Origin of the sequence: Paraburkholderia heleia NBRC 101817, from assembly GCF_000739775.1 — a bacterium.
Classification (GTDB): domain Bacteria; phylum Pseudomonadota; class Gammaproteobacteria; order Burkholderiales; family Burkholderiaceae; genus Paraburkholderia; species Paraburkholderia heleia.
This window is the reverse complement of sequence record NZ_BBJH01000031.1, coordinates 39,121-61,842: the sequence shown is the minus strand read 5'-3', so window position 1 is coordinate 61,842 and position 22,722 is coordinate 39,121. Positions and strand designations below refer to the sequence as shown.

Below are 22,722 nucleotides of genomic sequence, written 5' to 3'. Positions count from 1 at the left end.
GGGAAAATCAACGCGTCTTTCAGGTTGCCTCGCGCAACTGGCTCGCGATCTGCTGCTCGTTAAGCTGCGGCGCGAACATTTCGATGAGCCGGTACGCGTACTGGCGCAGGAACGCGCCCTTGCGCAGGCCCACCCGGGTCGTGCTCGCCTCGAAGAGATGCTCCGTGTCGAGCGCGACGAGTTCGCTGTCGCGCTTCGGGTCGTAGGCCATCGCCGCGACGATGCCCACGCCCATGCCGAGTTCGACGTAGGTCTTGATCACGTCAGCGTCGATGGCGGTCAGCACCACGTCGGGCACCACGCCCGCTTTCGCGAACGCCTGGTCGATATGCGAGCGGCCCGTGAAGTCCTGGTCGTAGGTGATGACCGGATACTCCGCGACGTCTTCGAGCGTGAGATTTTCGCGGCCCACGAGCGGATGCGTCTTCGGCACGACCACCACGTGATGCCACGAGTAGCACGGAAACGTCACGATATCGGGGAAGCGGTCGAGCGCTTCGGTCGAGATGCCGATGTCGGCCTCGCCGTTGATGATCATCTGCGCGATCTGTTGCGGATTGCCCTGGCGCAGCGCGAGGTGGACTTTCGGAAACACTTCGCGGAACCGGTGCACGACCTTCGGCAGCGCATAACGCGCCTGTGTGTGCGTCGTCGCGACCACGAGGTGACCGCTGTCCTGGTCCGCGAACTGGCGCGCCACGCGGCGCAGGTTCTCGGCGTCGAGCAGCATGCGCTCGATCAGCTGATGCACGGCCTTGCCCGGCTCCGTGAGGCCGGTCAGGCGCTTGCCGCGGCGTATGAAGATGTCCACGCCGAGTTCGTCTTCGAGATCCTTGATCTGCTTGGAGACGCCCGACTGCGACGTATACAGCACGTTCGCCACTTCGGTCAGGTTCATGTTCTGCCGCACGGCTTCGCGCACGAAACGCAACTGCTGAAAATTCATGGTCTTCCCTCCGGGACAGCTGACCGATTATTCGTTTTTGTCGATGTGAGCACGGTTGCGCGCATTGCGCCGCGATTTAAACCGCGAATTCAAGCTACGAATTCAAGCCGGGAATACGCGCAGCCCGCGCGGCACTGCCGTCACGCCCTCGCCGACCGCAAGCCCCAGCGCGCGCCACGACTCGCGATCGAGCTCGGCTTCGAGCGCGCCGCCCGTGCGGCTTTCCAGCTCCACGCGCACTGAGCCGCCCAGCGTCACCACGCGGCGCACGTCGACGACGATGCCGTCGCGGTGATCGCTCGCCTCGCGGTGCAGCACGAGGTCGTGCGGCCGCACGTAAGCGAGCGCCGGGCCTGCGAAGCTCGCGTGCACCGGGATCGGCTGCGCCGCGCCCTCGGCGACGAAACCGCGCGCATCCACGCTGCCGCGCAGCCGGTTCGCAGCGCCCAGGAATTCGTAGACGAAGGCCGTCTGCGGATGATCATAGACGTCCTGCGGACTGCCTACCTGCTCCACGTGCCCATGATTCATCACGACGATGCGATCGGCCACCTCGAGCGCTTCTTCCTGGTCGTGCGTGACGAAGATCGTCGAGATGTGCAGGTCGTCGTGCAGGCGGCGCAGCCACGAGCGCAACTCCTTGCGCACCTTGGCGTCGAGCGCGCCGAACGGCTCGTCGAGCAGCAGCACCTTCGGCTCCACGGCGAGCGCGCGCGCCAGCGCGATGCGCTGACGCTGGCCGCCCGAAAGCTCGGACGGATAACGCTGCGCGAGCCAGTCGAGCTGCACGAGCTTGAGCAGCTCATGCACCTTCTCGCGGATCACGGCCTCCGAAGGCCGCTCGCCGCGCGGCTTCACGCGCAGGCCGAACGCCACGTTCTCGAACACCGTCATGTGGCGGAACAGCGCGTAATGCTGGAACACGAAGCCCACCTGGCGCTCGCGCGCACCCACCTCGCCCACATCCTGGCCTTGCAGCACGACCTGGCCCGAGTCGGCGTATTCGAGGCCCGCGACCACGCGCAGGAGCGTGGTCTTGCCACAACCGGAAGGCCCGAGCAGCGCAACCAGTTCGCCCGGCGGAAAGTCGAGCGAGACATTGTCGAGGGCGGTGAACTCGCCGAAGCGCTTTTGCAGATTGCTGACGGTGATGCCCATGGTTACTGCTCCCCTGCTTGAATCGGTTGGCGCACGCCGCGAGGCGCTGCGTGTTGTGAAACGGGTTGCATGGCCACGGGTGACGGGCCGGCGTGGGCGGGAATCTCATCCGCGCCGCGCAACTCCCCCGCAAGACGATGCTCCGCGAGCAGCTTCAGGCCAAGCGTGACGAGCGCGAGCAACGCGAGCAGCGAGGCCACGGCAAACGCCGCCGCGAAGTTGTACTCGTTGTAAAGGATCTCGACGTGCAGCGGCATCGTGTCGGTCTGGCCGCGAATATGGCCCGACACCACCGAGACCGCGCCGAACTCGCCCATCGCGCGGGCATTGCAAAGAATCACGCCGTACAGCAAGCCCCAGCGGATATTGGGCAGCGTCACGCGGCGAAACATCTGCCAGCCCGAAGCGCCCAGCACGTGTGCCGCCTCTTCTTCGTCGTTGCCCTGCGCCTGCATCAGCGGAATCAGTTCGCGTGCGACGAACGGGAACGTCACGAAGATCGTGGCGAGGACGATGCCCGGCACAGCGAAGATGATCTGCACGTCGTGGTCTTCGAGCCACGGCCCGAGCCAGCCCTGCGCGCCGAACAGCAGCACGTAGATGAGCCCCGAAATCACGGGCGAAACCGAAAACGGCAGGTCGATCAGCGTGGTGAGCAGCGCCTTGCCGCGAAACTCGAACTTGGCGATCGCCCACGAGGCCGCGAGGCCGAAGGCCAGATTCAACGGCACCGCGATCGCCGCGGTGATGAGCGTGAGCTTGATCGCGGAGAGCGCGTCGGGATCGACGAGCGACGTGAAATAGAAGCCGATGCCTTTCGACAGCGCCTGCCAGAACACGGCGACGAGCGGCATTACCAGAAAGAGCGCGAGAAACGCGAGCGCGATGCCGGTCAGCAGCCAGCGCACCCACGCGGCTTCGGTGACCGGGTCGGGCCGGCGCGTGCTTCGTTGTTGTGCCAGCGCGCTCATTGCGCCCCTCCCGCGACGGCTGCGCCCACCACGGCATTCGGCGCGCTGCCGGCCGTTACACCCCGGCTCGTGCGGCGTTGCAAATACCACTGCAGCGAGTTGATGAGCAGCAGCATGACGAACGACACGCAGAGCATCATCACGGCAAGCGCCGTCGCGCCCGCATAGTCGTATTGTTCGAGCTTCGTGATGATGAGCAGCGACGTGATTTCCGACTTCATCGGCACGTTGCCGGCAATGAAGATGACCGAGCCGTACTCGCCCAGTGCGCGCGCAAACGCGAGCGCAAATCCTGTGAGCAGCGCCGGCAGCACCGCGGGCAGCACGACGCGGCGGAACGTGAGCCAGCGCGAGGCGCCGAGGCACGCGGCCGCCTCCTCCTGTTCGCGCTCGAAGTCCTCGAGCACCGGCTGCACCGTGCGCACGACGAACGGCAAGCCGATGAAGGTCAGCGCCACGAGCACGCCGAGCGGCGTGAAGGCGATCTTCAGGCCGAGCGGCTGCAGGAACTGGCCGATCCAGCCATTGCCCGCATACACGGCAGCGAGTGAAATGCCTGCCACGGAAGTCGGCAGCGCGAACGGCAGATCGACGAGCGCATCGATCACCCGCTTGAACGGAAACGTATAGCGCACCAGCACCCACGCGAGCAGGAAGCCGAATACCGCGTTGATCAGCGCCCCGCCGAGCGCGGCGGTGAACGTGAGCCGGTACGAGGCGATTACGCGCGGCGACCACACGGCGCGCACGAACTGGCTCCAGTCGAGTGTCGCCGTCTTGACAAAGGTGGCGGCAAGCGGAATGAGCACCACGAGGCTCAGGTACGCCACCGTGATGCCGAGCGTCAAGCCGAAGCCAGGCAGCGCACTGGGCTTGCGCAATCGTAACGTTGTCATGCTCGTCGTCCAGACATGGGTTGCGCGATTCGTGCGTAGCCGATTCGCGCCGAAAAGCGCGCCCGCAGGCGCGCTTCGTTGTTATGCGGCCGCGTCGCCAGCGGACCGCTTGCTGCTTGACTGCTTTATTGCGGCTCTTTATTGCGGCTGATAGATCGAGTCGAACACGCCGCCATCCGCGAAGTGCGTCTTCTGCGCGTTGGGCCAGCCGCCGAACGTGTCGTCGACCGTGTAGAGCTTGAGCTTCGGAAACTTCGCCGTGAGCGCCGCCGGGACCTTGTCCGAACGCGGACGGTAGAAGTTCTTCGCGGCGATCTCCTGACCCTCTTCGCTATAGAGGAACTGCAGGTAGGCCTCGGCCTCCTTGCGCGTGCCCTTCTTGTCGACGACCTTGTCCACCACGGCAACCGGCGGCTCAGCCAGAATGCTCACCGAAGGCACCACGATCTCGAACTTGTCCGGTCCGAATTCCTTGAGCGACAGAAAGGCTTCGTTCTCCCATGCAATCAGCACATCGCCGATGCCGCGCTGCACGAAGCTGGTCGTCGCGCCCCGCGCGCCCGAGTCGAGCACGCCCGCGTTCTTGTAGAGCTTCGAGACGAAGTCCTTCGCCTTCTGCTCGTTGCCGCCCGGCTGGTGCAGCGCATACGCCCACGCCGCGAGATAGTTCCAGCGCGCGCCGCCCGAAGTCTTCGGGTTCGGCGTGACGATCGAGACGCCCGGCTTCGTCAGGTCGTCCCAGTCCTTGATGTGCTTCGGGTTGCCCTTGCGCACCAGGAACACGATGGTCGACGTGTACGGCGAGGCGTTGTCGGGCAGGCGCTTTTGCCAGTCCTTCGCGACGATGCCCTTGTTGGCGAGCGCGTCGATGTCCCATGCCAGCGCGAGCGTCACGACGTCGGCCTGCAGGCCGTCGAGCACCGAACGCGCCTGTGCGCCCGAGCCGCCATGCGACTGCTTGATGGTGAGCGTTTCGCCCGTCTTCGCCTTCCACTGCTTGATGAAAGCTTCGTTGATGTCCTGGTACAGCTCGCGCGTCGGATCATAGGAGACGTTGAGCAGCGATGTATCCGCGTGAGCGGTCACCGGCGCCAGTGCCGCCGTCGCCGTGACGCCGACGAGCGGCGCAACGCCGATGACCAGTTTTGCCGCCAGTGTCTTCAGCCAGCCCGCGCGCCCCGTTTGTGTCGTGCCCATCTATCTGTTCTCCGTTCTCGTGTGTGCTCGTTTGCGCCCGTTGGTGAGCTGCAGCTAACGATGGAGGCCAGTCTAGCGATCCGCTTACATTATTAAAAATGATGTTTTCTCATTTTTTAATACGCAAAAGTGGTAAGGACAGAGGAAGTCGCTGCTGGAGCGCGGTTTCGTCCGCGCAAGCACGGGAAAGCGGCCTGACGGCAACGCTCAGTCGACGAACTTCAAGTAACACTTGAAAAGTGGCGAGTACTGTATAAAAATACAGTTACCTGTTCAAACATACAGTGGCGCCATGACCAAACTCACCGCACGACAGCAGCAGGTTTTCGATCTGGTTCGCCGCGCCATCGAGCGCACGGGCTTTCCGCCCACGCGCGCCGAGATCGCGGCGGAACTGGGCTTCAGCTCGGCCAACTCCGCGGAGGAGCATCTGCGCGCGCTGGCGCGCAAGGGCGTGATCGAACTGGCTGCGGGCGCCTCGCGCGGCATCCGCCTCGTGCCGGGGCCCGACGACCTGCCGCACCAGTTCACGCTCCCGCACCCGAGCATCATGCAGCTTTCGCTGCCGCTCGTTGGCCGCGTCGCGGCAGGCAGCCCGATCCTCGCGCAGGAGCACATCTCGCAGAACTACATGTGCGACCCGGCGCTCTTCTCGAGCCGCCCCGATTACCTCCTGAAAGTGCGCGGCCTTTCCATGCGCGACGCCGGCATTCTCGACGGCGACCTGCTCGCCGTGCAGAAGAAGGCTGAAGCGAAAGACGGCCAGATCATCGTGGCGCGCCTCGGCGACGACGTCACCGTGAAGCGCCTGAAGCGCCGTCCGAACGGGCTCGAACTGATCGCCGAGAACCCCGATTACGACAATATTTTTGTCGAGGCCGGCAGCGCGGAATTCGCGCTCGAAGGCATCGCGGTCGGCCTGATCCGCCCCACCGAATTCTAAGCAATCCGTCTGCGCGCAGTTTCCAGCGCAGTTTCCACATTGTTTGCGCATCGCCTGGAGAGAGTCATGGAACGCCTTGCCCGCCTGCTGCCCTTCCGCCAATTCGGCCGTCTTCGCCATCTCCGTGGAATCGCGTCGTGCGCGGTCCGCGAAGTCCGCGATTCGGCTGTCGCACTGAACGGCTCGCTCTTCGACGACTCGCCAGAGATGGTGGCGGCCAGCACGGCCGACCTGCCCGTGCTGCCGTCGGCCCAGCCGGCGTTTGCGCGCGTATCGCTCAACAGCACGCTGAACACCGAACAGCCCATGCGCCGTGCACCCGTGCGCGTTTATCAGGGCCCGTCGCGGCTCATCCTCGTCGGCACGGTCGACGCGGTCTGCCGCGCGATCGACCGCTGCATCGCCGAGCAGCACAGCGACCTGCCCGGGGCACTCGCCAGGTAAGCGGCAACGTTGCGCAAATGTGAGAAGTGGTTACGGGCGGGATCGTTTGGCCTGGTTTGCGGTCAACACCCTGTTTGAACGATTTGCCCTATGCCGATGACGGAAAATCCCTCTACCCCGCGCAAGACCCACGGCTGGAAAAAGCCCGTAGCGATCACGGTTGCTGTCGCAATGGTGGTTGCCGCGCTCGGTTACGCCTATGCGTCGCCCTATATCGCGGTGAAACACATGAAAGCCGCCGCGGACGCGCGTGACGCCGTCGCGCTCGACGAATACGTCGATTACCCTGCGCTGCGCGTGAGCCTGAAACAGCAGGTGGGCGAAATGCTGCAGCGGCGCGTCGAGGGGCAGCACAGCAGCAACCCGTTGCTGATCCTCGGCGCCGTGATTGGCGCAGCACTGATCAGTCCACTCGTGGATGCCTACGCCACACCTGAGGGCGTGGCCGCCCTGCTCGATGGCATGCCGCCGACAGGCAAGCCCGGCGACCGGCCGCACGCGCCGCCGCCGGCGGAATCCGGCACGCAATCCGCCGAGCCGGCACAACCGACACCCGCCCCCGCCGCGCCACCGGCCCCGGCCGCATCCGGCAACCCCGCACCGGGGGCTCGGCCGGTTACCACGGCCGGCTATCGCGGCCTCAACGAGTTCGCGCTCACGTGGGACCGCGGCAGTACGGGCGAGCACTACGCCGCCATTCTGCAGCGTCACGGGCTCTTCTCGTGGAAGCTCTCGGCAGTCGAGCTAAACGAAGGAAACGTCTCGAACTGAGACAGGCCGGAGGCGACAGCGGATACAGGCCGGTTCTGTGCGAGCCGGCCTGCTTGATCCTGCTTGATCCCGCTTGGTCCCCTACGCAGCGGCCTGCTGCTGCTTTTCCTCGGCCGCCGACGAACACGCCACGAGAATGCTGCACGATACGCGGTCGAGCAGCGGTGTATTGCCCGCGCCCATCCACCAGCGCGAGAGTCCCGTGCGACAGCGATGGCCCACCACCACGAGGTCGGCATTCAGTTCGTTGGCCAGATTCGCGATTTCGTCGATCGGATGCCCGAACGCGAAGTGCCCCTGGGCGCGCACACCGCGCTCAGTCAGCCAGTCCACGCCTTCCTGAAGAATTTCGCGCGCCGTTTCCTCAAACCGGCCGCAGGCCACATCGGTCAGCAAGCCGGCGCTCTGGGCGATCGTCGAGCGCATGTCGACGACCGAGAGCAAGTGCGTTTCGGCCTTCAGATCGAGCGCAAGGTCGGCGCCGCAACGCAATGCCTTGCGGCCTTCGCGCGAGCCGTCGTAACAGAGCAGAATTTTTTTATAGCTCGCCATGATCGCTTCTCCCCGCCCGCGTGATTTGCAGGCTGTGCGATTCTCATGATGGTGCGCCGCAATTCCGCACGCAAGGGCTGGAAAACGCCAGGTGGGCATCGAAAAACGCCAGACGCATCGCGAACGGCGCACGTATCTTGCGCAGTGCCGGATGCTTGCCGCGACATGCATTTGCCCCCCATCGTCAAACCGCTTCGAAGCGCGGGCCGCCTCGCCACGCGGCAATGCACTAAAATGGGCCGCCTTGATTCGTGCGATTTTTCGATCGCTTTGCGTTCGACCCGCGCGATGCCCGTTCGACTCACGTTCAACCGGTCCATGCCCGCACCCGCCATCGAATTCGAGCAGGTCATCAAACATTACGGAGACAGGACGGTCGTCAACGGCCTGTCGTTCGACGTCGTTCCCGGCGAATGCTTCGGACTGCTCGGTCCGAACGGCGCCGGGAAAACCACGACGCTGCGCATGTTGCTCGGCATCGTTTCGCCCGATGCCGGGCGCATCAGCCTGTGCGGCGAGCCCGTACCGGCACGCGCACGCCACGCCCGCCGGCGCGTGGGCGTGGTGCCGCAGTTCGACAATCTAGACCCCGACTTCACCGTGCGCGAGAACCTGCTCGTGTTCGGCCGCTACTTCGGCTTGTCCGCGCGCGAAACACGCGATCTCGTCGCGCCGCTGCTCGAATTCGCGCGCCTCGAAAGCAAGGCCGACGCGCGCGTGGGCGAACTCTCCGGCGGCATGCGCCGTCGTCTCACGCTCGCGCGCGCGCTCGTGAACGACCCCGACGTGCTCGTGATGGACGAGCCCACCACGGGCCTCGATCCGCAGGCGCGGCATCTGATCTGGGAGAGGCTGCGCTCGCTGCTCGCGCGCGGCAAGACGATTCTCCTCACCACGCATTTCATGGAGGAGGCCGAACGGCTCTGCAATCGCGTCTGCGTGATCGAGGAAGGCCGCAAGATCGCCGAGGGCGCACCGAAGGCGCTGATCGAATCGGAAATCGGCTGCGATGTGATCGAGGTATACGGGCCGGACCCGGTCGCGTTGCGCGACGAACTCGCGGCCGATGCCAAGCGCACGGAGATCAGCGGCGAAACGCTGTTCTGCTATGTCGACGATCCCGCGCCCGTGCATGCGAAGCTGCGCCATCGTTCCGATTTGCGCTATCTGCACCGGCCCGCGAATCTCGAAGACGTGTTCCTGCGGCTCACGGGCCGCGAGATGCAAGATTAACGGCGGCGTACGAATCGCCAAGGACACCATGCAGACACGCACCAACAACCCGGCGCCCTCACGCCCCGTGCATGCGAGCGCGCGCGAGCCGCGCGCCGCGCTGCCCTCGAACGCCACGCACTGGGTGGCCGTGTGGCGGCGCAATTATCTGGTCTGGCGCAAGCTCGCCCTCGCGTCGATGTTCGGCAATCTCGCCGATCCGATGATCTATCTGTTCGGTTTGGGCTTCGGGCTCGGGCTGATGGTCGGACACGTCGACGGCGTCTCGTACATCGCGTTTCTCGCGGCGGGCACAGTGTCGTCTTCGGTGATGATGTCGGCGAGTTTCGAGTCGATGTACTCGGGCTTCTCGCGCATGCACGTGCAGCGTACGTGGGAAGCGATCATGCACACGCCGCTCACGCTCGGCGACGTCGTGCTCGGCGAAGTAATGTGGGCCGCGAGCAAGTCGATGCTCTCGGGCGCGGCGATCATGGTGGTGGCGGGCCTGCTCGGCTACGCGAGCTTTCCTTCCATGCTGCTCGCGCTGCCCGTGATCGCGCTCGCGGGTCTCGCGTTCGCGAGCTGCGCGATGATCGTCACCGCACTCGCGCCGTCCTACGACTTCTTCATGTTTTATCAGACGCTCGTGCTCACGCCCATGCTGCTGCTCTCCGGCGTGTTCTTTCCGATCGCGCAACTGCCCGCCGCCGCGCAGCACATCACGCTGATGCTGCCGCTCGCGCATGCCGTTGCGTTGATCCGCCCCGCCATGCTCGACCGGCCTGTCGAAGACGCCGGCCTTCACCTGCTCGTGCTCGCGATCTACGTGGTGGTGCCGTTCGCGATCGCATCCGTGCTGTTTCGCCGGCGCATGATGCGCTGAAGCCGCGCCGCGCGGCGTTCAGTCCTCGTCGTCTCCCCAGGGAATATCGACGTCCGAAATAAACGCGACCGTCGCGAACGGGCCGCCTTCCTGGCGGCCGACCTTGCCGTCGGCGCGATGCCATTCCACGCGGAACATCGTCGATTGGGTCTGGGCGAGCAAGCGCACCGTGCGGATCTCTTCGGGATCCGACTCCTCCACCGGGCCATCGAGCGATACCAGCAGCGACTGCGGCCAGAGACCATCGGCCGGGTCGTAGATGCGGTCGCCGTCGGGAATCGAGGTATCCGCCTCGACGCCGATGGTGGCCGAGGCCTCGACGATCATCTTGCCGAGCGCGCGCAGCACCGCCGTGGCGCGGGCCGAATTGGCCTGGCGGATGGCGAGATCGCCGCGCGTGAGCGCCTGCTCGAGTTTCGGATTGGTTTTTTGCTTTGCCATGCTGGTTTCGGGCCGCGGCCCGCTCCGTGGCGGACGGCGAACCGTCCGCGTTTTACAAGAATGCCAACGCTGAACGCATGGCGCCTGCCTGTGCCGGCGTCCCTAGAAGCCCAGGGCCACCGCCGCGAGCCCGGCGGCGATGCCGAAGAACACCACGGTCGTGCCCACGACGGCGAGCATGCGCGGCCGGAACGAGCCCGCCAGCATCGCGAACGACGGCACGCTCACGGGCGGCAGCGTCATCAGCAGCGCGCCCGCGGGACCCACGCCCATGCCGAGCGCGAGCATCGCCTGGATGATGGGGACTTCGCCGGCCGTGGGGATCACGAACAGCATGCCGACCACGGAGAACGTGATGATCCAGCCAAGGCTGTTCGTGAGCTCCGGGCCGATGTGCGGAAAGAGCCACGCGCGCGCGGCGCCGAGCAACAGCACCAGCACGATGTATTCCGGCACCAGCCGCACGGCCATGCGCACGAAGATACGCGCCCAGCGCACGAAGACGTTGCCGCCTTCGGCCTGCTGCTGGGCGAGTTGCGCGAGGCGGTCGTCGGCGGCACGCGATTCCTCGGGTGTCACGAGCCGGTTGCAGACCCAGCCGAGGCCGAACACCATCAGCAGGCCCAGCGTGAAACGCAGCGCGCTCCACTGCCAGCCGAGCACGAAGCCCATGAACACGAGCGTGGCGGGATTGAGCACCGAGTTGCCGAGCCAGAACGCAATCGCGCCGCCCGCCGATGCATTGCGCGCTCGCAGGCCCACGACCACGGGCGCGGCGCAGCAGGTGCACATCATGCCTGGCACCGCGAGCAGGCCGCCCGCGGCCACGCTGCCGAAGCCGCGCCGGCCGAGCACGCGCGCGACCCATTGCACGGGCAGCAGCGCCTGCACGCCGGAGCCGAGCAGCAGGCCGAGCACCATGGCCTGCCAGATCGCCTTGCCGTAGGCGTAGGCGTAATCGAGCGCGGCGGAAAACGAGGGATCGGGAGCCGTGGCCGAGCCGCCCATCAGGATCGATTTGCCGATCGAATGCGTTTGCTCGGCGGTGAATGCGCGATGATAGTACGGGAACCACTTCACGTAGAAGAGGCCGGCCACCGCCAGCAAAATGAAAATGGGCCAGCCGTAGGACGGGGGCGATTGCGCTGGACGTGCGCTCGTCATTGTGAATATTCTCCGGGATTGAGCGTAGGGACGACCGGCGGGGCGCCGTCACGCGAGGCGCGATGGCGCCCGGGCGGCGCATGCTGGATCGTAGTGTATGGCTTGCGAATCGCCAACGACTTTGCTGCGTTGGCGACTCGCGCGGCCCGGCAGGGGGCAGCGCAGTTCCCTCGCGTTCCCTTTAAGGGGCCGGGTTAGGCTGCTGCTCGTGCAGCGCGTCGATCTGCGCGAGGAGTTCGGGGGTGAGCTTGACGTCGGCGCTGGCGATATTTTCCTTCAACTGATCGAGCGAGGTCGCGCCGATCAGATTGCTGGTGAGGAACGGCCGGCTGTTGACGAACGCGAGCGCGAACTGCGCGGGCGTGTAGCCATGGGCCCGGGCGAGTTCCACATAACGCGTCGTCGCGGCCACCGATTCCGGCTTGCTGTAGCGCTTGAAGCGCTCGAACCGGGTAATGCGCGCGCCTTCCGGACGCGCCCCGCCCTCGTACTTGCCCGACAGCCAGCCGAACGCGAGCGGCGAATACGCAAGCAGGCCCACGCCTTCGCGGTGCGCGAATTCGGACAGGCCGCTTTCGAACGTGCGGTTGAGCAGGCTGTACGGATTCTGGATGCTGACGATGCGCGGCAGCCCGAGCTTTTCGGCCGCGCGCAGGAACTGCGCGACACCCCACGGCGTTTCGTTCGACACGCCGATATGGCGAATCTTCCCGGCCTTCACGAAATCGGCGAGCACGCTCAGCGTTTCCTCGATCGGCACCGTGTACGCATCTTCGAGATACGGATACATGCTGCGGCCGAACGTCATCGTGCTGCGATCGGGCCAGTGCAGCTGATACAGGTCGACGTAATCGGTCTGCAGGCGCTTCAGGCTGCCGTCGAGCGCTTCGGTCAGATTCTTGCGGTCGAACTGGTTCTGCGGCCCGCGAATGTGCTGCGGGTTGTGCGGCTGACGCGCCGGGCCCGCGATTTTGGTGGCGAGTACGATGCGCTCGCGCGCCGCGCGATGCTGCGCGAGCCACGTCCCGATGAAGCGCTCGGTCTGTCCCTGCGTCTGCGGGCGCGGCGGCACGGGGTACATTTCAGCGGCATCGACGAGCGTGACGCCCTGGTCGAGCGCGTAGTCGATCTGCTCGTGCGCCTCGCGCTCCGTGTTCTGCTCGCCCCACGTCATCGTGCCGAGCCCGATCAGGCTCACCTTGACGTCGGTATCGCCGAGTGTGCGGTATTCCATGGAAACGTTGTCCATCAGTTCGGTTAGGGGGAGCGCCGAAACTACCACGGCGCGGGAATTTTTTCAGGAGTTGCAGAATACGGCCGTATTTCCAGCGCAAGCGGCCGCGCATGGGCCGCGGCCGGTCACGGCGCCGCTCGGCGGCGGACGTGCCAGAATCCGCGCATGCGCCTATGAGGAGGCAGCGACATGGAAAACCGACGCAGCTACGAATATATGGGTTTCGACATGACAGCCGGCGTGGACGGCAGCCACGAAGCCGGCTTTTTCGTCTCGACGCAGATCATCCAGAGCCTCACGGATGCCGAAAACGGCAACGTGCCGGTCGACGGCATCGCCGCGGGCCGCTTTCCGACCCAGGACAATGCTTTCGACGCGGCCTTCGACCGCATTCGCGAGGCCATCGACAATCGCCTGCGCGCCGCTTCCTGAGCCTCGCCCCAGGACGAAACCAGAACGGACGCGGAAAAGCAAAAAGCCGGACGTCGCAATGACATCCGGCTTTCAGGCCGCCCGTCTCGCGGGCGGCTGGGCAATGAATCGGAAACTTCGGCGCGACTTACTGGCCGAAGAAGACCGATTGCGGGCCCGTGGCCTTCGCGTGGGTGCCCGACTGCGAAGCCGAGCCGGCGACACCGCCGTACGCCGTTTGCGCGCCTTGTTCCTCGACGCGTTCGGCGGCCACGGTCTGGACGCTCTGGCCACGCTGCGAAGCCGGCGCGCCGACGTCCGGGCGATAGAACGGGGCCGGGCCGTAGCCGCTGGCGAACGCCGGAGCGGCAACAGATGCGGTAGCGGCAACCAGCAGCGCTGCGATGAGTTTGGTCTTCATGGTGGACTCCAATATCAGGTTCAGTTGCGGATCGGGAAGGCGCCGCGCCTGGGAGGTCAGTGCCCATGAGCTGCGTCAACGAAACTCAGTGTATACACCTACTATCGGAAAATAATCGCGATAATCCGAAATTACTATTCTTCGTTCAACAACAATCCGCTCAGGCAATTCTGACAGGGCTGAGCGACGAACAGACCCTAAAAGTGCGCTCAAAAAAATTTGCGCGACGCAGCAAAATGCCCATGGATTACATAATGCGGGTAGGGTTTTTCGGCCAAAAATGGCTCTTTGGCGCGCTTCCTGCGACGGTAACCTGCATATTTGCGCGGTGCGCAAAGGGTACGAAGAGCGAGGCCCGTATGCGTTAAAATGCAAGGTTGATCCACGCCAGCCGTTATCCCCGGTTTCCCATCGCCATGTCCGCCAACCGTCAAGCCAGCCCCCGCCGCGTTTCTGTCGCGCCGATGATGGACTGGACCGATCGTCACTGCCGTTCGCTGCATCGCTTCATTTCCCGGCACGCGTGGCTGTACACGGAGATGGTGACGACGGGCGCCCTCCTCCACGGCGACGTGCCGCGTCATCTTGCGTTCACGCCGGCCGAGGCGCCGGTTGCACTCCAGTTGGGCGGCAGCGAACCCGACGACCTCGCGCGCGCCGCGAAGCTCGGCGAACAGTGGGGCTACGACGAGATCAACCTGAACTGCGGCTGCCCGTCCGAGCGCGTGCAGCGCGGCGCGTTCGGCGCGTGCCTGATGAACGAACCGCAACTGGTGGCGGACTGCGTGAAGGCAATGCGCGACGTCGTCTCCGTGCCCGTAACGGTCAAGCACCGCATTGGCGTGGATACGGTCGAGGACTATGCGTTCGTGCGCGACTTTGTCGGTACGATCGCCGAAGCGGGCAGCGAGGTGTTCATCGTGCACGCGCGCAACGCGATCCTGAAGGGCTTGAGCCCGAAGGAAAACCGCGAGATCCCGCCGCTCAAGTACGACTATGCGTACCGGCTCAAGCGCGACTTCCCGCAGCTCGAAATCATCATCAATGGCGGCATCAAGACGCTCGACGAAGTCGAGCAGCACCTGCAGCATGTCGATGGCGTGATGCTCGGCCGCGAGGCTTACCACAACCCCTACGTGCTCGCCGACGTCGATGCACGTTTCTATGGCGCAACCGGCGCCGCGCTCACGCGCGAGGAAATTGAAGCAAGGCTCATCGAGTACTGCGCGAGCGAAATCGCGCGCGGCACTTACCTGGGGGCGATCGTGCGCCATGCGCTGGGCCTCTATCGCGGCGTGGCCGGCGCGCGCGGATGGCGCCGCATCCTTTCGGACAACCGCAAGCTCGCGAAGGCAGATCTCGCGATCTTCGACGAGGCACGCGAATATCTGCGCGTTCCGGACGAAATTCTTGAGTAAAGGACTAGGCAAGCAAGCTTTGATATGTATATAATCTTGCTTCTTGATTGACGCCGCTTTCGAAGCAGCGTTAGTTGAGGAAAACAGCGGTGGCTGTAGCTCAGTTGGTAGAGTCCAGGATTGTGATTCCTGTTGTCGTGGGTTCGAGTCCCATCAGCCACCCCAAAGAATTCAGCAGTGAACAAATGAGCCCGCACTGGTTGCGGGCTTTTTTGCGTCTGCGCACGCGAGACACCCGGGAACGCCTTTGAGCTTCGAGGAATACTACAGGCGGCTGCGACTGCCGGAGACTGCGTCGCCGGCGGAGATCAAGCGCGCCTACCGTCAACTGCGCGCGGAGTACCACCCCGACCGCAACAAGGGGCGCGAGGCGGCAGTCGAGCCGGTGTTCAAACTCATTCAGGAAGCCTTCGAGATTCTGAGCGGCCGGCGCGTCGCGCCAGCGGCCAGGACATCCGGCGCCGCGGGTCCGGCCAGCAAGACCCGCAACGGCGAAGCGCCACCGCGCCAGCGCCGCGCGGCGCCGCCCATGCGCGGCGCCAACTGCCTCGTCGAGCTATTCGTGCCGCTCGAGGTCGCGCTCAATGGCGGCGGCGTTCAGGCCCGCTACCCTGTCAAAGGCCCGTGTCCCGCGTGCGAACAGGAAGATCGCGGCGTGCTCTGTGAACAATGTCACGGAACCGGCGTAAAAACGTGGCGCAAGTCGGAAGTCGTGGAGATTCCGCGCGGGGCATGGGACGGTCAGCGTCTCGTGGTGGCCGGCGGCGGCCATCCCGGCGTGGGCGGCGGCCCATCGGGAGACGCGACTTTCTCCGTCTCCATCGTTTGCGGCCCGGGCTTCACGCGCAACGGGCTCGATCTCGCTTGTGAGCTTCCCATCGAGTGCGTGACGGCCATGCTGGGCGGCAGCGTTCAGGCAAAGATCCTCGGCCGCACCTTCGAAGTGGACATTCCGGCGAACGCGAATGCACGCGCACCAATCCGTCTGCCGGGTGTCGGGCTCGCGGACCGCCACGGCGTGCGCGGCAACCTCACGCTGCACCTGGTGCTCACCATGCCGGCCGCCGCCGCACATCTGACCGGCGCCGAGCGCCAGCAGCTACGCGACATGTTCGCCGATGCAGCGCACCGCGCGAGCCTGTCGCCTGGCGCAGGCTCGCAGGGCAACCGCTAGCGCGCCTGCGCGCCGCGCGCATCGATCCACGCGCGCGCCGCTTCGAAACCCGCCTGCGCCGCCGCGTGCTCGGTGGACCAAAGGCGCGCGACAGGCACGAGTTGCCAGTCCTCCACGACCGTATCGCCCTTCAGCACGCGATAGTGCGCCTTCACGCCCGTGAGCACCTGCTCGACCGCGACTTCGATGTCGTAGTCCTTGTAGCGCTCCTGGTAGTCGCCCATGTCGATACCCTTCGGCTCCATGTTCGCCCCTCCGCCTTTCGCTGAAGGTTCATGCTAGCACTTGCGGCCGCCGCGACTCGCGGGCGGCGTCGACGCGCGGGAGCGCGTCACAGGCGCGCGATCGACACCTCCGTCGATTTCACCAGCGCGACCACTTCCGAGCCCACCTTCAACCCGAGTTCGTCGATCGAGCGCGTGGTGATGACCGACGTGACGATGCCGAATGCCGTGTCGACATCGACTTCCGAAACGACGGGCCCGCGAATGATTTCCTTGATCTTGCCGCGAAACTGGTTGCGCACGTTGACGGCGGTAATGCTCATAGGTTCGGCTCCGTGTGATCGAATAGAAACAAGAGAATTCCTGTGAATGATTCAGGCCATTGCGCCCGCTGGCCGCCCGGCGGCTTGCTGTGGGCCGTGGCCGAGCACGCGCTGCAGCACGCGCTCTTCGAGCGCGGCAAAACGCGCGTCGACGCGTGCACGCGGGCGCTCGAGCGGCACGCGCTGATCGAGCGCGATGCGCCCGGCCTCGACGAGCAAAATGCGGTCGCCCAATGCGACGGCTTCGTGCACGTCGTGTGTGACCAGCAGCGCGGTGAAACGATGCTCGCGCCACAGGCGTTCGATCAGCGCATGCATCTCGAGGCGTGTCAGCGCGTCGAGCGCGCCGAGCGGCTCGTCGAGCAGCAACAGGCTCGGACGATGCACGAGCGCGCGGGCAAGCGCTACACGCTGGCGCTGGCCGCCCGAGAGACGCGCAGGCCACTCGTCGGCGCGCGCGAGCAGGCCCACTTCGTCGAGCACCGCGCGGGCGTCGTCGCGCGCGGCGCGCCCAAGTCCTAGCATCACGTTCTGCAAGACGGTCTTCCACGGCAAGAGGCGCGCGTCCTGAAACATGATGCGCGTATCGAGCGCCGATCCTCCTGCGCCGCGGCGCTCCACCGCGCCCTCGTCCGGCGTTTCGAGGCCGGCGATCAGGCGCAGCAACGTGGACTTGCCGCAACCGCTGCGCCCGACGATCGATACAAAACTGCCGCGCTCGATCGCAAGGTCGAAGCCGGCGAGCACGGCGCGCCCGCCGTAGCATTTGCCCACGCCGCGCAGGGCAACGGCGGCGTCCACTTCGGACGTCTGTCTACGCGGTGCCGCGCCCTCGCGCGCCGCTTGCGTCGCGTCGCCCCATTCACGCGCATGCACGCGCCCGGCATCCCAACCCACGCCATAGTTCGGCGCCAACTGACTCGCACTCATGCTTCGTTCTCCTGTTGATAGGCGGGATGCCAGCGCAGCGCCACACGCTCGAGCAACTTCGCAAGCCAGTCGGCGAGCTTGCCGAGCGCCGCATAAAGCAGGATGCCGACCACCACCACATCGGTTTGCAGGAATTCGCGCGCGTTCATCGTCATGTAGCCAATGCCCGACTGCGCGGAGATCGTTTCGGCGACGATCAGCGTCACCCACATCAGGCCGAGCGCAAAGCGCACGCCGACGAGAATCGACGGCAACGCACCCGGCAATATCACCTCGCGATAGAGCGCGAAACCCTTGAGCCCATAGCTGCGCGCCATTTCGACGAGATGGGCGTCCACCGAGCGGATGCCGTGAAATGTATTCACGTACACGGGAAAAAACACGCCCAGCGCCACCAGAAAGACCTTCGCCTCCTCGCCAATGCCGAACCAGAGAATCACGAGTGGAATCATGGCGAGCGCGGGAATATTGCGGACCATCTGCACGGTCGAATCAAGCGCGGTCTCAACGGGCTTGAAAAGCCCTGTAGCCAGCCCGAGCACGAGACCGACACCGCCGCCGATCGCGAACCCCGAAAGCGCCCGCCACGTGCTCACGCGCACGTCCGCCCCCATTTCGCCCGACTCGATCAACGACCAGGCCGCCCGTACCACGGCGAGCGGCTCGGGCAGCACGCGCGTCGAGAGCGCGCCGCTCCTTGCGGCGAGCTCCCAGATCGCCAGCACCGCCAGCGGCACGAGCCAGGGGGCGAGCCGCCGCCGGCTCGCCCGTACGAATGCCCGCGCGGCGCGAAGCGTGCCGCCTCGCCTCGCGCGATTGCGCGCGGGTGCGGCCGTGACTGCCGATTGCGTCATCGTTGCGTCCTCCACGATTGCTGCCTGTCTCCCGCGCCTCAGCTCTGGCTCACTTTCGGCAGATAGTGATTGCCGACCACTTCGCCGAACGGCCCCGAAAGCGGGCCGCTCGCGCCCTTCGCCGCGCGCCCCGGCAGCAGCGGAAACACCAGTTCTGCAAACCGGTAGGATTCCTCGAGATGGGGATATCCGGACAAAATGAACGTCTCGATGCCGAGCTGCGCATATTCCTTCATGAGCGCGGCCACCTCTTCAGGATTGCCGACGAGCGCCGTGCCCGCGCCGCCGCGCACGAGCCCCACGCCCGCCCACAGGTGCGGATACACCTCGAGATCCTCGCGCGTGCCGCGCTTGCCGCCGTGCAGCGCGGCCATGCGGCGCTGGCCTTCCGAATCCATCTTCGCGAACGCGGCCTGGGCGCGCGCAACCGTTGCGTCGTCGAGGTGGCTGATGAGCTTGTCGGCGGCGGCCCACGCTTCATCCTCGGTCTCGCGCACGATCACGTGCAGTCGAATGCCGAAGCGCATCGTGCGTCCGTGTTCGGCGGCACGCGCGCGAATGTCGGCGATCTTGCGCGCGACAGCCTCGGGCGGCTCACCCCACGTCAGATAGGTGTCGATGTGCGCACCCGCCATGGCGTGCGCGGCCGGCGACGAGCCGCCGAACCACAACGGCGGATGCGGATGCTGCACGGGCGGATACAGGACCTTGCCGCCCACCGAGCGCAGATGGCGCCCCTCGAAGTCGATCGCCTCGTTCGCGTGCGATGCCGCGAGCAGCTTGCGCCAGATATGCAGGAATTCGTCGGTGATTGCGTAGCGCGTGTCGTGATCGACGAAGAGGCCATCGCCTTCCAGCTCGGCCGTATCGCCGCCCGTCACGACGTTGATGAGCAGACGGCCATTGGAGAGCCGGTCGAACGTAGCGGCCATGCGCGCGCAAAGCGCCGGCGACGAGAGGCCCGGACGGACCGCCACGAGAAACTTCAGGCGCCGCGTCGCGGCGATGAGGCTCGACGCCACGACCCATGCGTCCTCGCACGAGCGGCCCGTGGGCAGCAGGACGCCTTCGTAGCCGAGCGTATCGGCCGCGGCGGCGATCTGCTGGAAATACGCGAGATCGGCCGCCCGCGCCCCTTCGGTCGTGCCCAGATAGCGGCTGTCGCCGTGGGTCGGGATGAACCAGAATACATTCATGCGTTGCTCCTGCCTGGAATTTCGAAATGCGAATCCGGTGACTGACCGGTGACTGTGGGCCAGCGCGCGCGGGTACGCCGCGCAAACGAACGCGCCGCGCGTGGCTCGATTGAAAGGATTCGACAGCAGACGGAATGCGCCGGCGCGTTCCCCGTGCGACTCGCGAGAGCGCCCGGCGACGGCGGCGCCGTCTTCATGGGGAATCAGTCTAGGGATCGCCCGCACCCTTTAGAACGATTTTTTTGAGCTTAGGTTTTCCACTTTCGTGCTTTGCCCGACGCTTGAGCATCCGGCGCGCCTCGCGCGCACCGCGCGCCGATATAATGGCGCACGCACCCACAAAAACACCGGCACGCCGCGCGCACCGCTCCATGAGGCGCATTGCGCAGCGAGGCCAAGACGCTCTCGCAAGATTCCATGCAAAAACTGATTCTGCCGTTCGTATCCGGCTTTCTGGCGTCGCTCTTCTTTCGCGAGGCGACGCTCGCGCTCCTGCATGCCGCGCAGGTCATCGACGCGGCCGGATTTTCGACGGCGCCGTTCCAGCCGTTCGGGCTGCCCGAGTTCCTCGTGAATGCGATCTGGAGCGCCATCTGCGCCGTGCTGATGGCGTGGCTGCTGCGCGTGTCGCCATCGCGTCCCGCGCCGTGGGTTCAGGCCTTCGTGTTCGGCGGCATCGCGCTCACCGCGGCGATGGTGTTCGTCGTCGATCCGCTGCGCGGCATCTGGCCGACCGGCAACATGCTGCCACGGCTTGCCACGGGCTTCGCTTCGAATGCGATGTGGGGCTGGGGCGCACTGGTTTTCATGCGCGCGTTCATGAGCGAAACCGCCGAAGACTGACCCCGCCTGCGGGCCGTGCTCAACGCGCGGCCCGCGTTTTCCCGCCGCGCTTTTCCCTCACGGTTCTTCCGCCCGTCCCGCGCGCCTTGCTCGCGCCAGCCAGCTCACCCGGTGAGTTCGCGCAGCGGGTGCTCCATCAAGCTCCAGGGACTCTCGAACATCCGCTCGACGTCTTCGCGGCGCACGTCTTCGATATTCGCGAAGCGCCAGTGCGGATGATTGTCCTTGTCGATGATGCGCGCGCGTATGCCCTCCATCACGTCGCCAATCGCGAAGCTCGAGCGCGTAAGGTCGAGGTCGCGGCGCAGGCAGTCGGCCATCGTGCCTTCCGCGCGCGACACCACCTCGAGCGACACCGCCATGGAAAGCGGCGAACGCTCGCGCAGAACGTCCACCATCTGGGTGGCCCATTGCGCCTGCTCGCCTGAGCCCGCCGGGCGAGCGGCTTCGAGCGAAGCCAGCATGGCCGGCACGTCGGCGAGCGAGAAATGCCGGTCGATCCAGCCGCGCACCGTAGCCAGCAACGAACCTTCGGCGAGGCGCTGCAACTCGGGCGCGGGCACAGCCGCCCGGCGGATGCGCGCAACCACTTCCGCGCCGCTCGCAAACGGCTCGCTCTCCAGCGCATCGAGGAGCGCCGGCCACGCGGACTCGTCGAGCGACGCATCGGCGAGGCCCGCATAGACTGCGTCGGCCTGATCGAGCGTCTCGCCCGTCACCGCAAGATAGCGGCCGATCGCACCAGGCGTGCGCGCAAGGAACCAGCCCATGCCGACATCGGGAAAGAGGCCGATGCGTGTCTCCGGCATCGCCATACGCGTGGTCGGACCCACGAGCCGCAGGCCTCCCGTGCGATGTGCGCCCTGCGAGATGCCCATGCCGCCGCCCATGACCACGCCGTTGAGCATCGCGATGTACGGCTTCGGATACGTGAAGATGGCGTGGTTGAGGCGATATTCGTCGGCGAAGAACGTATCGAGCGCCGCCTGCTCGCCCGCGCGGTACGACTCGTACAGAAAGCGAATGTCGCCGCCGGCGCAGAACGCGCGCGCGTGGCGCGTACGCACGATCACGGCGAGCACGCCCGGGTCGTCGCGCCAGCGATCGAGCGCCGCGTGCATCGTGCGGACCATGGCGGTGGTGAGCGCATTGAGCGCCTGCGGGCGCTCGAGTTCGATATAGCCGATGCGGTTCGCGACGCGCGTCATCACATGCGAGTCGGCGTCGGCTGCGGTCGGGCTTGCGTTGGCTTCGTGTGACATGGCGATTGGCAAGACGGAACGATAAGCGGCGCCTGAATCGGGCGAGGCGCCATCACGGACTTTCTGAGGCTATCACGACGCCACTCCGGGCGCTCGCACGGTCGGCAACGGCGCCGCGTGCGCCGAACCAGGCATCGAGCGTGGCGTCGATCAACGGACCGGGCGCCGTGTGCTGAAAGCCGGCACGCGCGCGCGTGAGTATCACCACGCCGTGCAGCGTGGCCCAAAGCGACAGCGCAAGCAGAGAGCTGTCGACAGGCGCCCCGCTCGCCGGCGTCAGCACGGACAGCGTGGCGGCGAAGAACTGCGCGCCGCAGGCCGGCGCGGCGTCTGCTTCCGATGTGCCAGCCACATCGGCCAGCGCATCGCGCTGACGGCGTGCGGCCGGTCCCACGTGCTCCGGGTGCGCCTTGCCCGCCATGAAGATGAGTTCGTAGATCTGCGGATAATCGCAGCCGTACGCCACGTATGCGTGCGCGAGCGCATGAAGCCGCTCGCGCGCGTCGACGATCAGTGCCAGCGGTTCTAGCTGCGCAAGCAGTTGCGCGTAACCTTCGCGACCGAGCGCCTCGGCAATCTCGTCGCGGCCCGCGAAGTAAAGATAGAGGGACGCAGGCGAATAACCGATCGCCTCCGCGATCTTGCGCATGGAGAGCGCGGCGAGGCCTTCGCGCGTGACGATGCGGCGCGCAGCGTCGAGGATGCGCTCGCGCTGGTCGTACGCACGCGCGGCGTGTTTTGCGTGCAGTTCGCGGTCCTTGCGTTCGACAATGCCCATGGCGACGCTAGCCGGTTGCGGCAAACCGAAATGTCCCGAGACGCCCGAGCGGGGCGCGCCTTGCTGCGAGTAC

Annotated in this window: 26 protein-coding genes and 1 tRNA gene; 10 read left to right on the top strand and 17 right to left on the bottom strand. The window is 65.8% G+C overall.

Going from position 1 to position 22,722, the window contains the following annotated elements:
• Positions 1-19: 19 nt before the first annotated feature.
• From BHE01S_RS24555 to BHE01S_RS24535, 5 genes are all read right to left on the bottom strand, one after another.
• Entirely contained in the window at positions 20-946 is a 927-nt protein-coding gene (locus BHE01S_RS24555) for a CysB family HTH-type transcriptional regulator (RefSeq protein WP_042268626.1), read from the bottom strand.
• A 102-nt stretch (positions 947-1,048) separates the two neighbouring features.
• Positions 1,049-2,104: a sulfate/molybdate ABC transporter ATP-binding protein gene (locus BHE01S_RS24550; protein WP_042268625.1), complete on the bottom strand. Its 1,056-nt coding sequence runs from the start codon at positions 2,102-2,104 to the stop codon at positions 1,049-1,051.
• A gap of 2 nt (positions 2,105-2,106) precedes the next feature.
• Positions 2,107-3,075, bottom strand: a complete 969-nt coding sequence (cysW, locus tag BHE01S_RS24545; RefSeq protein ID WP_042268624.1) for a sulfate ABC transporter permease subunit CysW — start codon at positions 3,073-3,075, stop codon at positions 2,107-2,109.
• Positions 3,072-3,971 carry a sulfate ABC transporter permease subunit CysT gene (gene cysT / locus BHE01S_RS24540; RefSeq protein ID WP_042268623.1) on the bottom strand — a complete coding sequence of 300 codons (900 nt, stop codon included), beginning with the start codon at positions 3,969-3,971 and terminating at the stop codon, positions 3,072-3,074. Before cysT ends, cysW begins: the two co-directional genes overlap by 4 nt.
• A gap of 138 nt (positions 3,972-4,109) precedes the next feature.
• Entirely contained in the window at positions 4,110-5,168 is a 1,059-nt protein-coding gene (locus tag BHE01S_RS24535) for a sulfate ABC transporter substrate-binding protein (protein ID WP_042268622.1), read from the bottom strand.
• Positions 5,169-5,460: 292 nt separating this feature from the next.
• On the opposite strand from BHE01S_RS24535, the gene lexA reads away from it, so the two are divergent.
• From lexA to BHE01S_RS24520, 3 genes are all read left to right on the top strand, one after another.
• The gene (gene lexA / locus BHE01S_RS24530) at positions 5,461-6,111 is read left to right on the top strand and encodes a transcriptional repressor LexA (RefSeq protein WP_042268621.1); all 651 of its coding nucleotides are present in this window, start codon (positions 5,461-5,463) and stop codon (positions 6,109-6,111) included.
• 66 nt (positions 6,112-6,177) lie between these two features.
• Positions 6,178-6,555 carry a hypothetical protein gene (locus BHE01S_RS24525; protein WP_042268620.1) on the top strand — a complete coding sequence of 126 codons (378 nt, stop codon included), beginning with the start codon at positions 6,178-6,180 and terminating at the stop codon, positions 6,553-6,555.
• Positions 6,556-6,645: 90 nt separating this feature from the next.
• The gene (locus BHE01S_RS24520) at positions 6,646-7,326 is read left to right on the top strand and encodes a DUF2939 domain-containing protein (RefSeq protein ID WP_407669548.1); all 681 of its coding nucleotides are present in this window, start codon (positions 6,646-6,648) and stop codon (positions 7,324-7,326) included.
• A gap of 81 nt (positions 7,327-7,407) precedes the next feature.
• Here the strand turns inward: BHE01S_RS24520 and BHE01S_RS24515 are convergent, their stop codons facing one another.
• On the bottom strand, positions 7,408-7,878 hold the full coding sequence (locus BHE01S_RS24515) for a universal stress protein (RefSeq protein WP_042268619.1): 471 nt from the start codon (positions 7,876-7,878) through the stop codon (positions 7,408-7,410).
• Between the two features lie 318 nt (positions 7,879-8,196).
• Between BHE01S_RS24515 and nodI the strand changes: the two genes are divergently transcribed.
• Both nodI and BHE01S_RS24505 read left to right on the top strand, forming a co-directional pair.
• A complete protein-coding gene (nodI, locus tag BHE01S_RS24510) occupies positions 8,197-9,111 on the top strand; it encodes a nodulation factor ABC transporter ATP-binding protein NodI (protein ID WP_042268689.1) in 915 nt (304 codons plus the stop codon).
• Between the two features lie 28 nt (positions 9,112-9,139).
• Positions 9,140-9,976, top strand: coding sequence for an ABC transporter permease (locus tag BHE01S_RS24505; RefSeq protein ID WP_042268618.1), 837 nt, complete (start codon positions 9,140-9,142; stop codon positions 9,974-9,976).
• Positions 9,977-9,994: 18 nt separating this feature from the next.
• Here the strand turns inward: BHE01S_RS24505 and BHE01S_RS24500 are convergent, their stop codons facing one another.
• The 3 genes from BHE01S_RS24500 to BHE01S_RS24490 form a co-directional block, all read right to left on the bottom strand.
• On the bottom strand, positions 9,995-10,417 hold the full coding sequence (locus tag BHE01S_RS24500) for a hypothetical protein (RefSeq protein WP_042268617.1): 423 nt from the start codon (positions 10,415-10,417) through the stop codon (positions 9,995-9,997).
• Positions 10,418-10,519: 102 nt separating this feature from the next.
• Positions 10,520-11,581 carry a permease gene (locus BHE01S_RS24495; RefSeq protein WP_042268616.1) on the bottom strand — a complete coding sequence of 354 codons (1,062 nt, stop codon included), beginning with the start codon at positions 11,579-11,581 and terminating at the stop codon, positions 10,520-10,522.
• 181 nt (positions 11,582-11,762) lie between these two features.
• Positions 11,763-12,815, bottom strand: a complete 1,053-nt coding sequence (locus BHE01S_RS24490) for an NADP(H)-dependent aldo-keto reductase (RefSeq protein WP_042268688.1) — start codon at positions 12,813-12,815, stop codon at positions 11,763-11,765.
• A 189-nt stretch (positions 12,816-13,004) separates the two neighbouring features.
• On the opposite strand from BHE01S_RS24490, the gene BHE01S_RS24485 reads away from it, so the two are divergent.
• The gene (locus BHE01S_RS24485) at positions 13,005-13,247 is read left to right on the top strand and encodes a hypothetical protein (protein ID WP_042268615.1); all 243 of its coding nucleotides are present in this window, start codon (positions 13,005-13,007) and stop codon (positions 13,245-13,247) included.
• A gap of 127 nt (positions 13,248-13,374) precedes the next feature.
• Here BHE01S_RS24485 and BHE01S_RS24480 read toward each other — a convergent pair whose 3' ends face one another.
• Positions 13,375-13,647, bottom strand: coding sequence for a hypothetical protein (locus BHE01S_RS24480; protein ID WP_042268614.1), 273 nt, complete (start codon positions 13,645-13,647; stop codon positions 13,375-13,377).
• A gap of 416 nt (positions 13,648-14,063) precedes the next feature.
• Between BHE01S_RS24480 and dusA the strand changes: the two genes are divergently transcribed.
• The 3 genes from dusA to BHE01S_RS24465 all read left to right on the top strand — a co-directional run bounded on the left by dusA (position 14,064) and on the right by BHE01S_RS24465 (position 16,239).
• Complete coding sequence (dusA, locus tag BHE01S_RS24475) at positions 14,064-15,065, top strand: tRNA dihydrouridine(20/20a) synthase DusA (protein ID WP_042268613.1); 1,002 nt, start codon at positions 14,064-14,066, stop codon at positions 15,063-15,065.
• An 89-nt stretch (positions 15,066-15,154) separates the two neighbouring features.
• A tRNA-His gene (locus tag BHE01S_RS24470) sits at positions 15,155-15,230 on the top strand.
• Between the two features lie 82 nt (positions 15,231-15,312).
• Positions 15,313-16,239 carry a DnaJ C-terminal domain-containing protein gene (locus BHE01S_RS24465; protein ID WP_042268612.1) on the top strand — a complete coding sequence of 309 codons (927 nt, stop codon included), beginning with the start codon at positions 15,313-15,315 and terminating at the stop codon, positions 16,237-16,239.
• On the opposite strand, the gene BHE01S_RS24460 is transcribed toward BHE01S_RS24465, so the two are convergent.
• From BHE01S_RS24460 to ssuD, 5 genes are all read right to left on the bottom strand, one after another.
• Positions 16,236-16,484 carry a DUF6566 family protein gene (locus BHE01S_RS24460; RefSeq protein WP_042268611.1) on the bottom strand — a complete coding sequence of 83 codons (249 nt, stop codon included), beginning with the start codon at positions 16,482-16,484 and terminating at the stop codon, positions 16,236-16,238. The genes BHE01S_RS24465 and BHE01S_RS24460 overlap by 4 nt on opposite strands.
• 86 nt (positions 16,485-16,570) lie before the next feature.
• Positions 16,571-16,786 (bottom strand): TOBE domain-containing protein, encoded by a 216-nt coding sequence (locus BHE01S_RS24455; protein ID WP_042268610.1) that lies wholly within the window; start codon positions 16,784-16,786, stop codon positions 16,571-16,573.
• A 51-nt stretch (positions 16,787-16,837) separates the two neighbouring features.
• The gene (locus tag BHE01S_RS24450) at positions 16,838-17,716 is read right to left on the bottom strand and encodes an ATP-binding cassette domain-containing protein (protein WP_084069170.1); all 879 of its coding nucleotides are present in this window, start codon (positions 17,714-17,716) and stop codon (positions 16,838-16,840) included.
• Positions 17,713-18,570, bottom strand: a complete 858-nt coding sequence (ssuC, locus tag BHE01S_RS24445; protein WP_042268609.1) for an aliphatic sulfonate ABC transporter permease SsuC — start codon at positions 18,568-18,570, stop codon at positions 17,713-17,715. The genes BHE01S_RS24450 and ssuC overlap by 4 nt, the downstream gene beginning before the upstream one ends.
• 38 nt (positions 18,571-18,608) lie before the next feature.
• Positions 18,609-19,766 carry an FMNH2-dependent alkanesulfonate monooxygenase gene (gene ssuD / locus BHE01S_RS24440; protein WP_042268608.1) on the bottom strand — a complete coding sequence of 386 codons (1,158 nt, stop codon included), beginning with the start codon at positions 19,764-19,766 and terminating at the stop codon, positions 18,609-18,611.
• A 417-nt stretch (positions 19,767-20,183) separates the two neighbouring features.
• Between ssuD and BHE01S_RS24435 the strand changes: the two genes are divergently transcribed.
• Positions 20,184-20,609, top strand: coding sequence for a hypothetical protein (locus BHE01S_RS24435; protein WP_042268607.1), 426 nt, complete (start codon positions 20,184-20,186; stop codon positions 20,607-20,609).
• Positions 20,610-20,713: 104 nt separating this feature from the next.
• Here the strand turns inward: BHE01S_RS24435 and BHE01S_RS24430 are convergent, their stop codons facing one another.
• Both BHE01S_RS24430 and BHE01S_RS24425 read right to left on the bottom strand, forming a co-directional pair.
• A complete protein-coding gene (locus tag BHE01S_RS24430; protein ID WP_042268606.1) occupies positions 20,714-21,871 on the bottom strand; it encodes an enoyl-CoA hydratase/isomerase family protein in 1,158 nt (385 codons plus the stop codon).
• 52 nt (positions 21,872-21,923) lie between these two features.
• Complete coding sequence (locus tag BHE01S_RS24425; protein ID WP_052406075.1) at positions 21,924-22,649, bottom strand: TetR/AcrR family transcriptional regulator; 726 nt, start codon at positions 22,647-22,649, stop codon at positions 21,924-21,926.
• Positions 22,650-22,722: the final 73 nt, after the last annotated feature.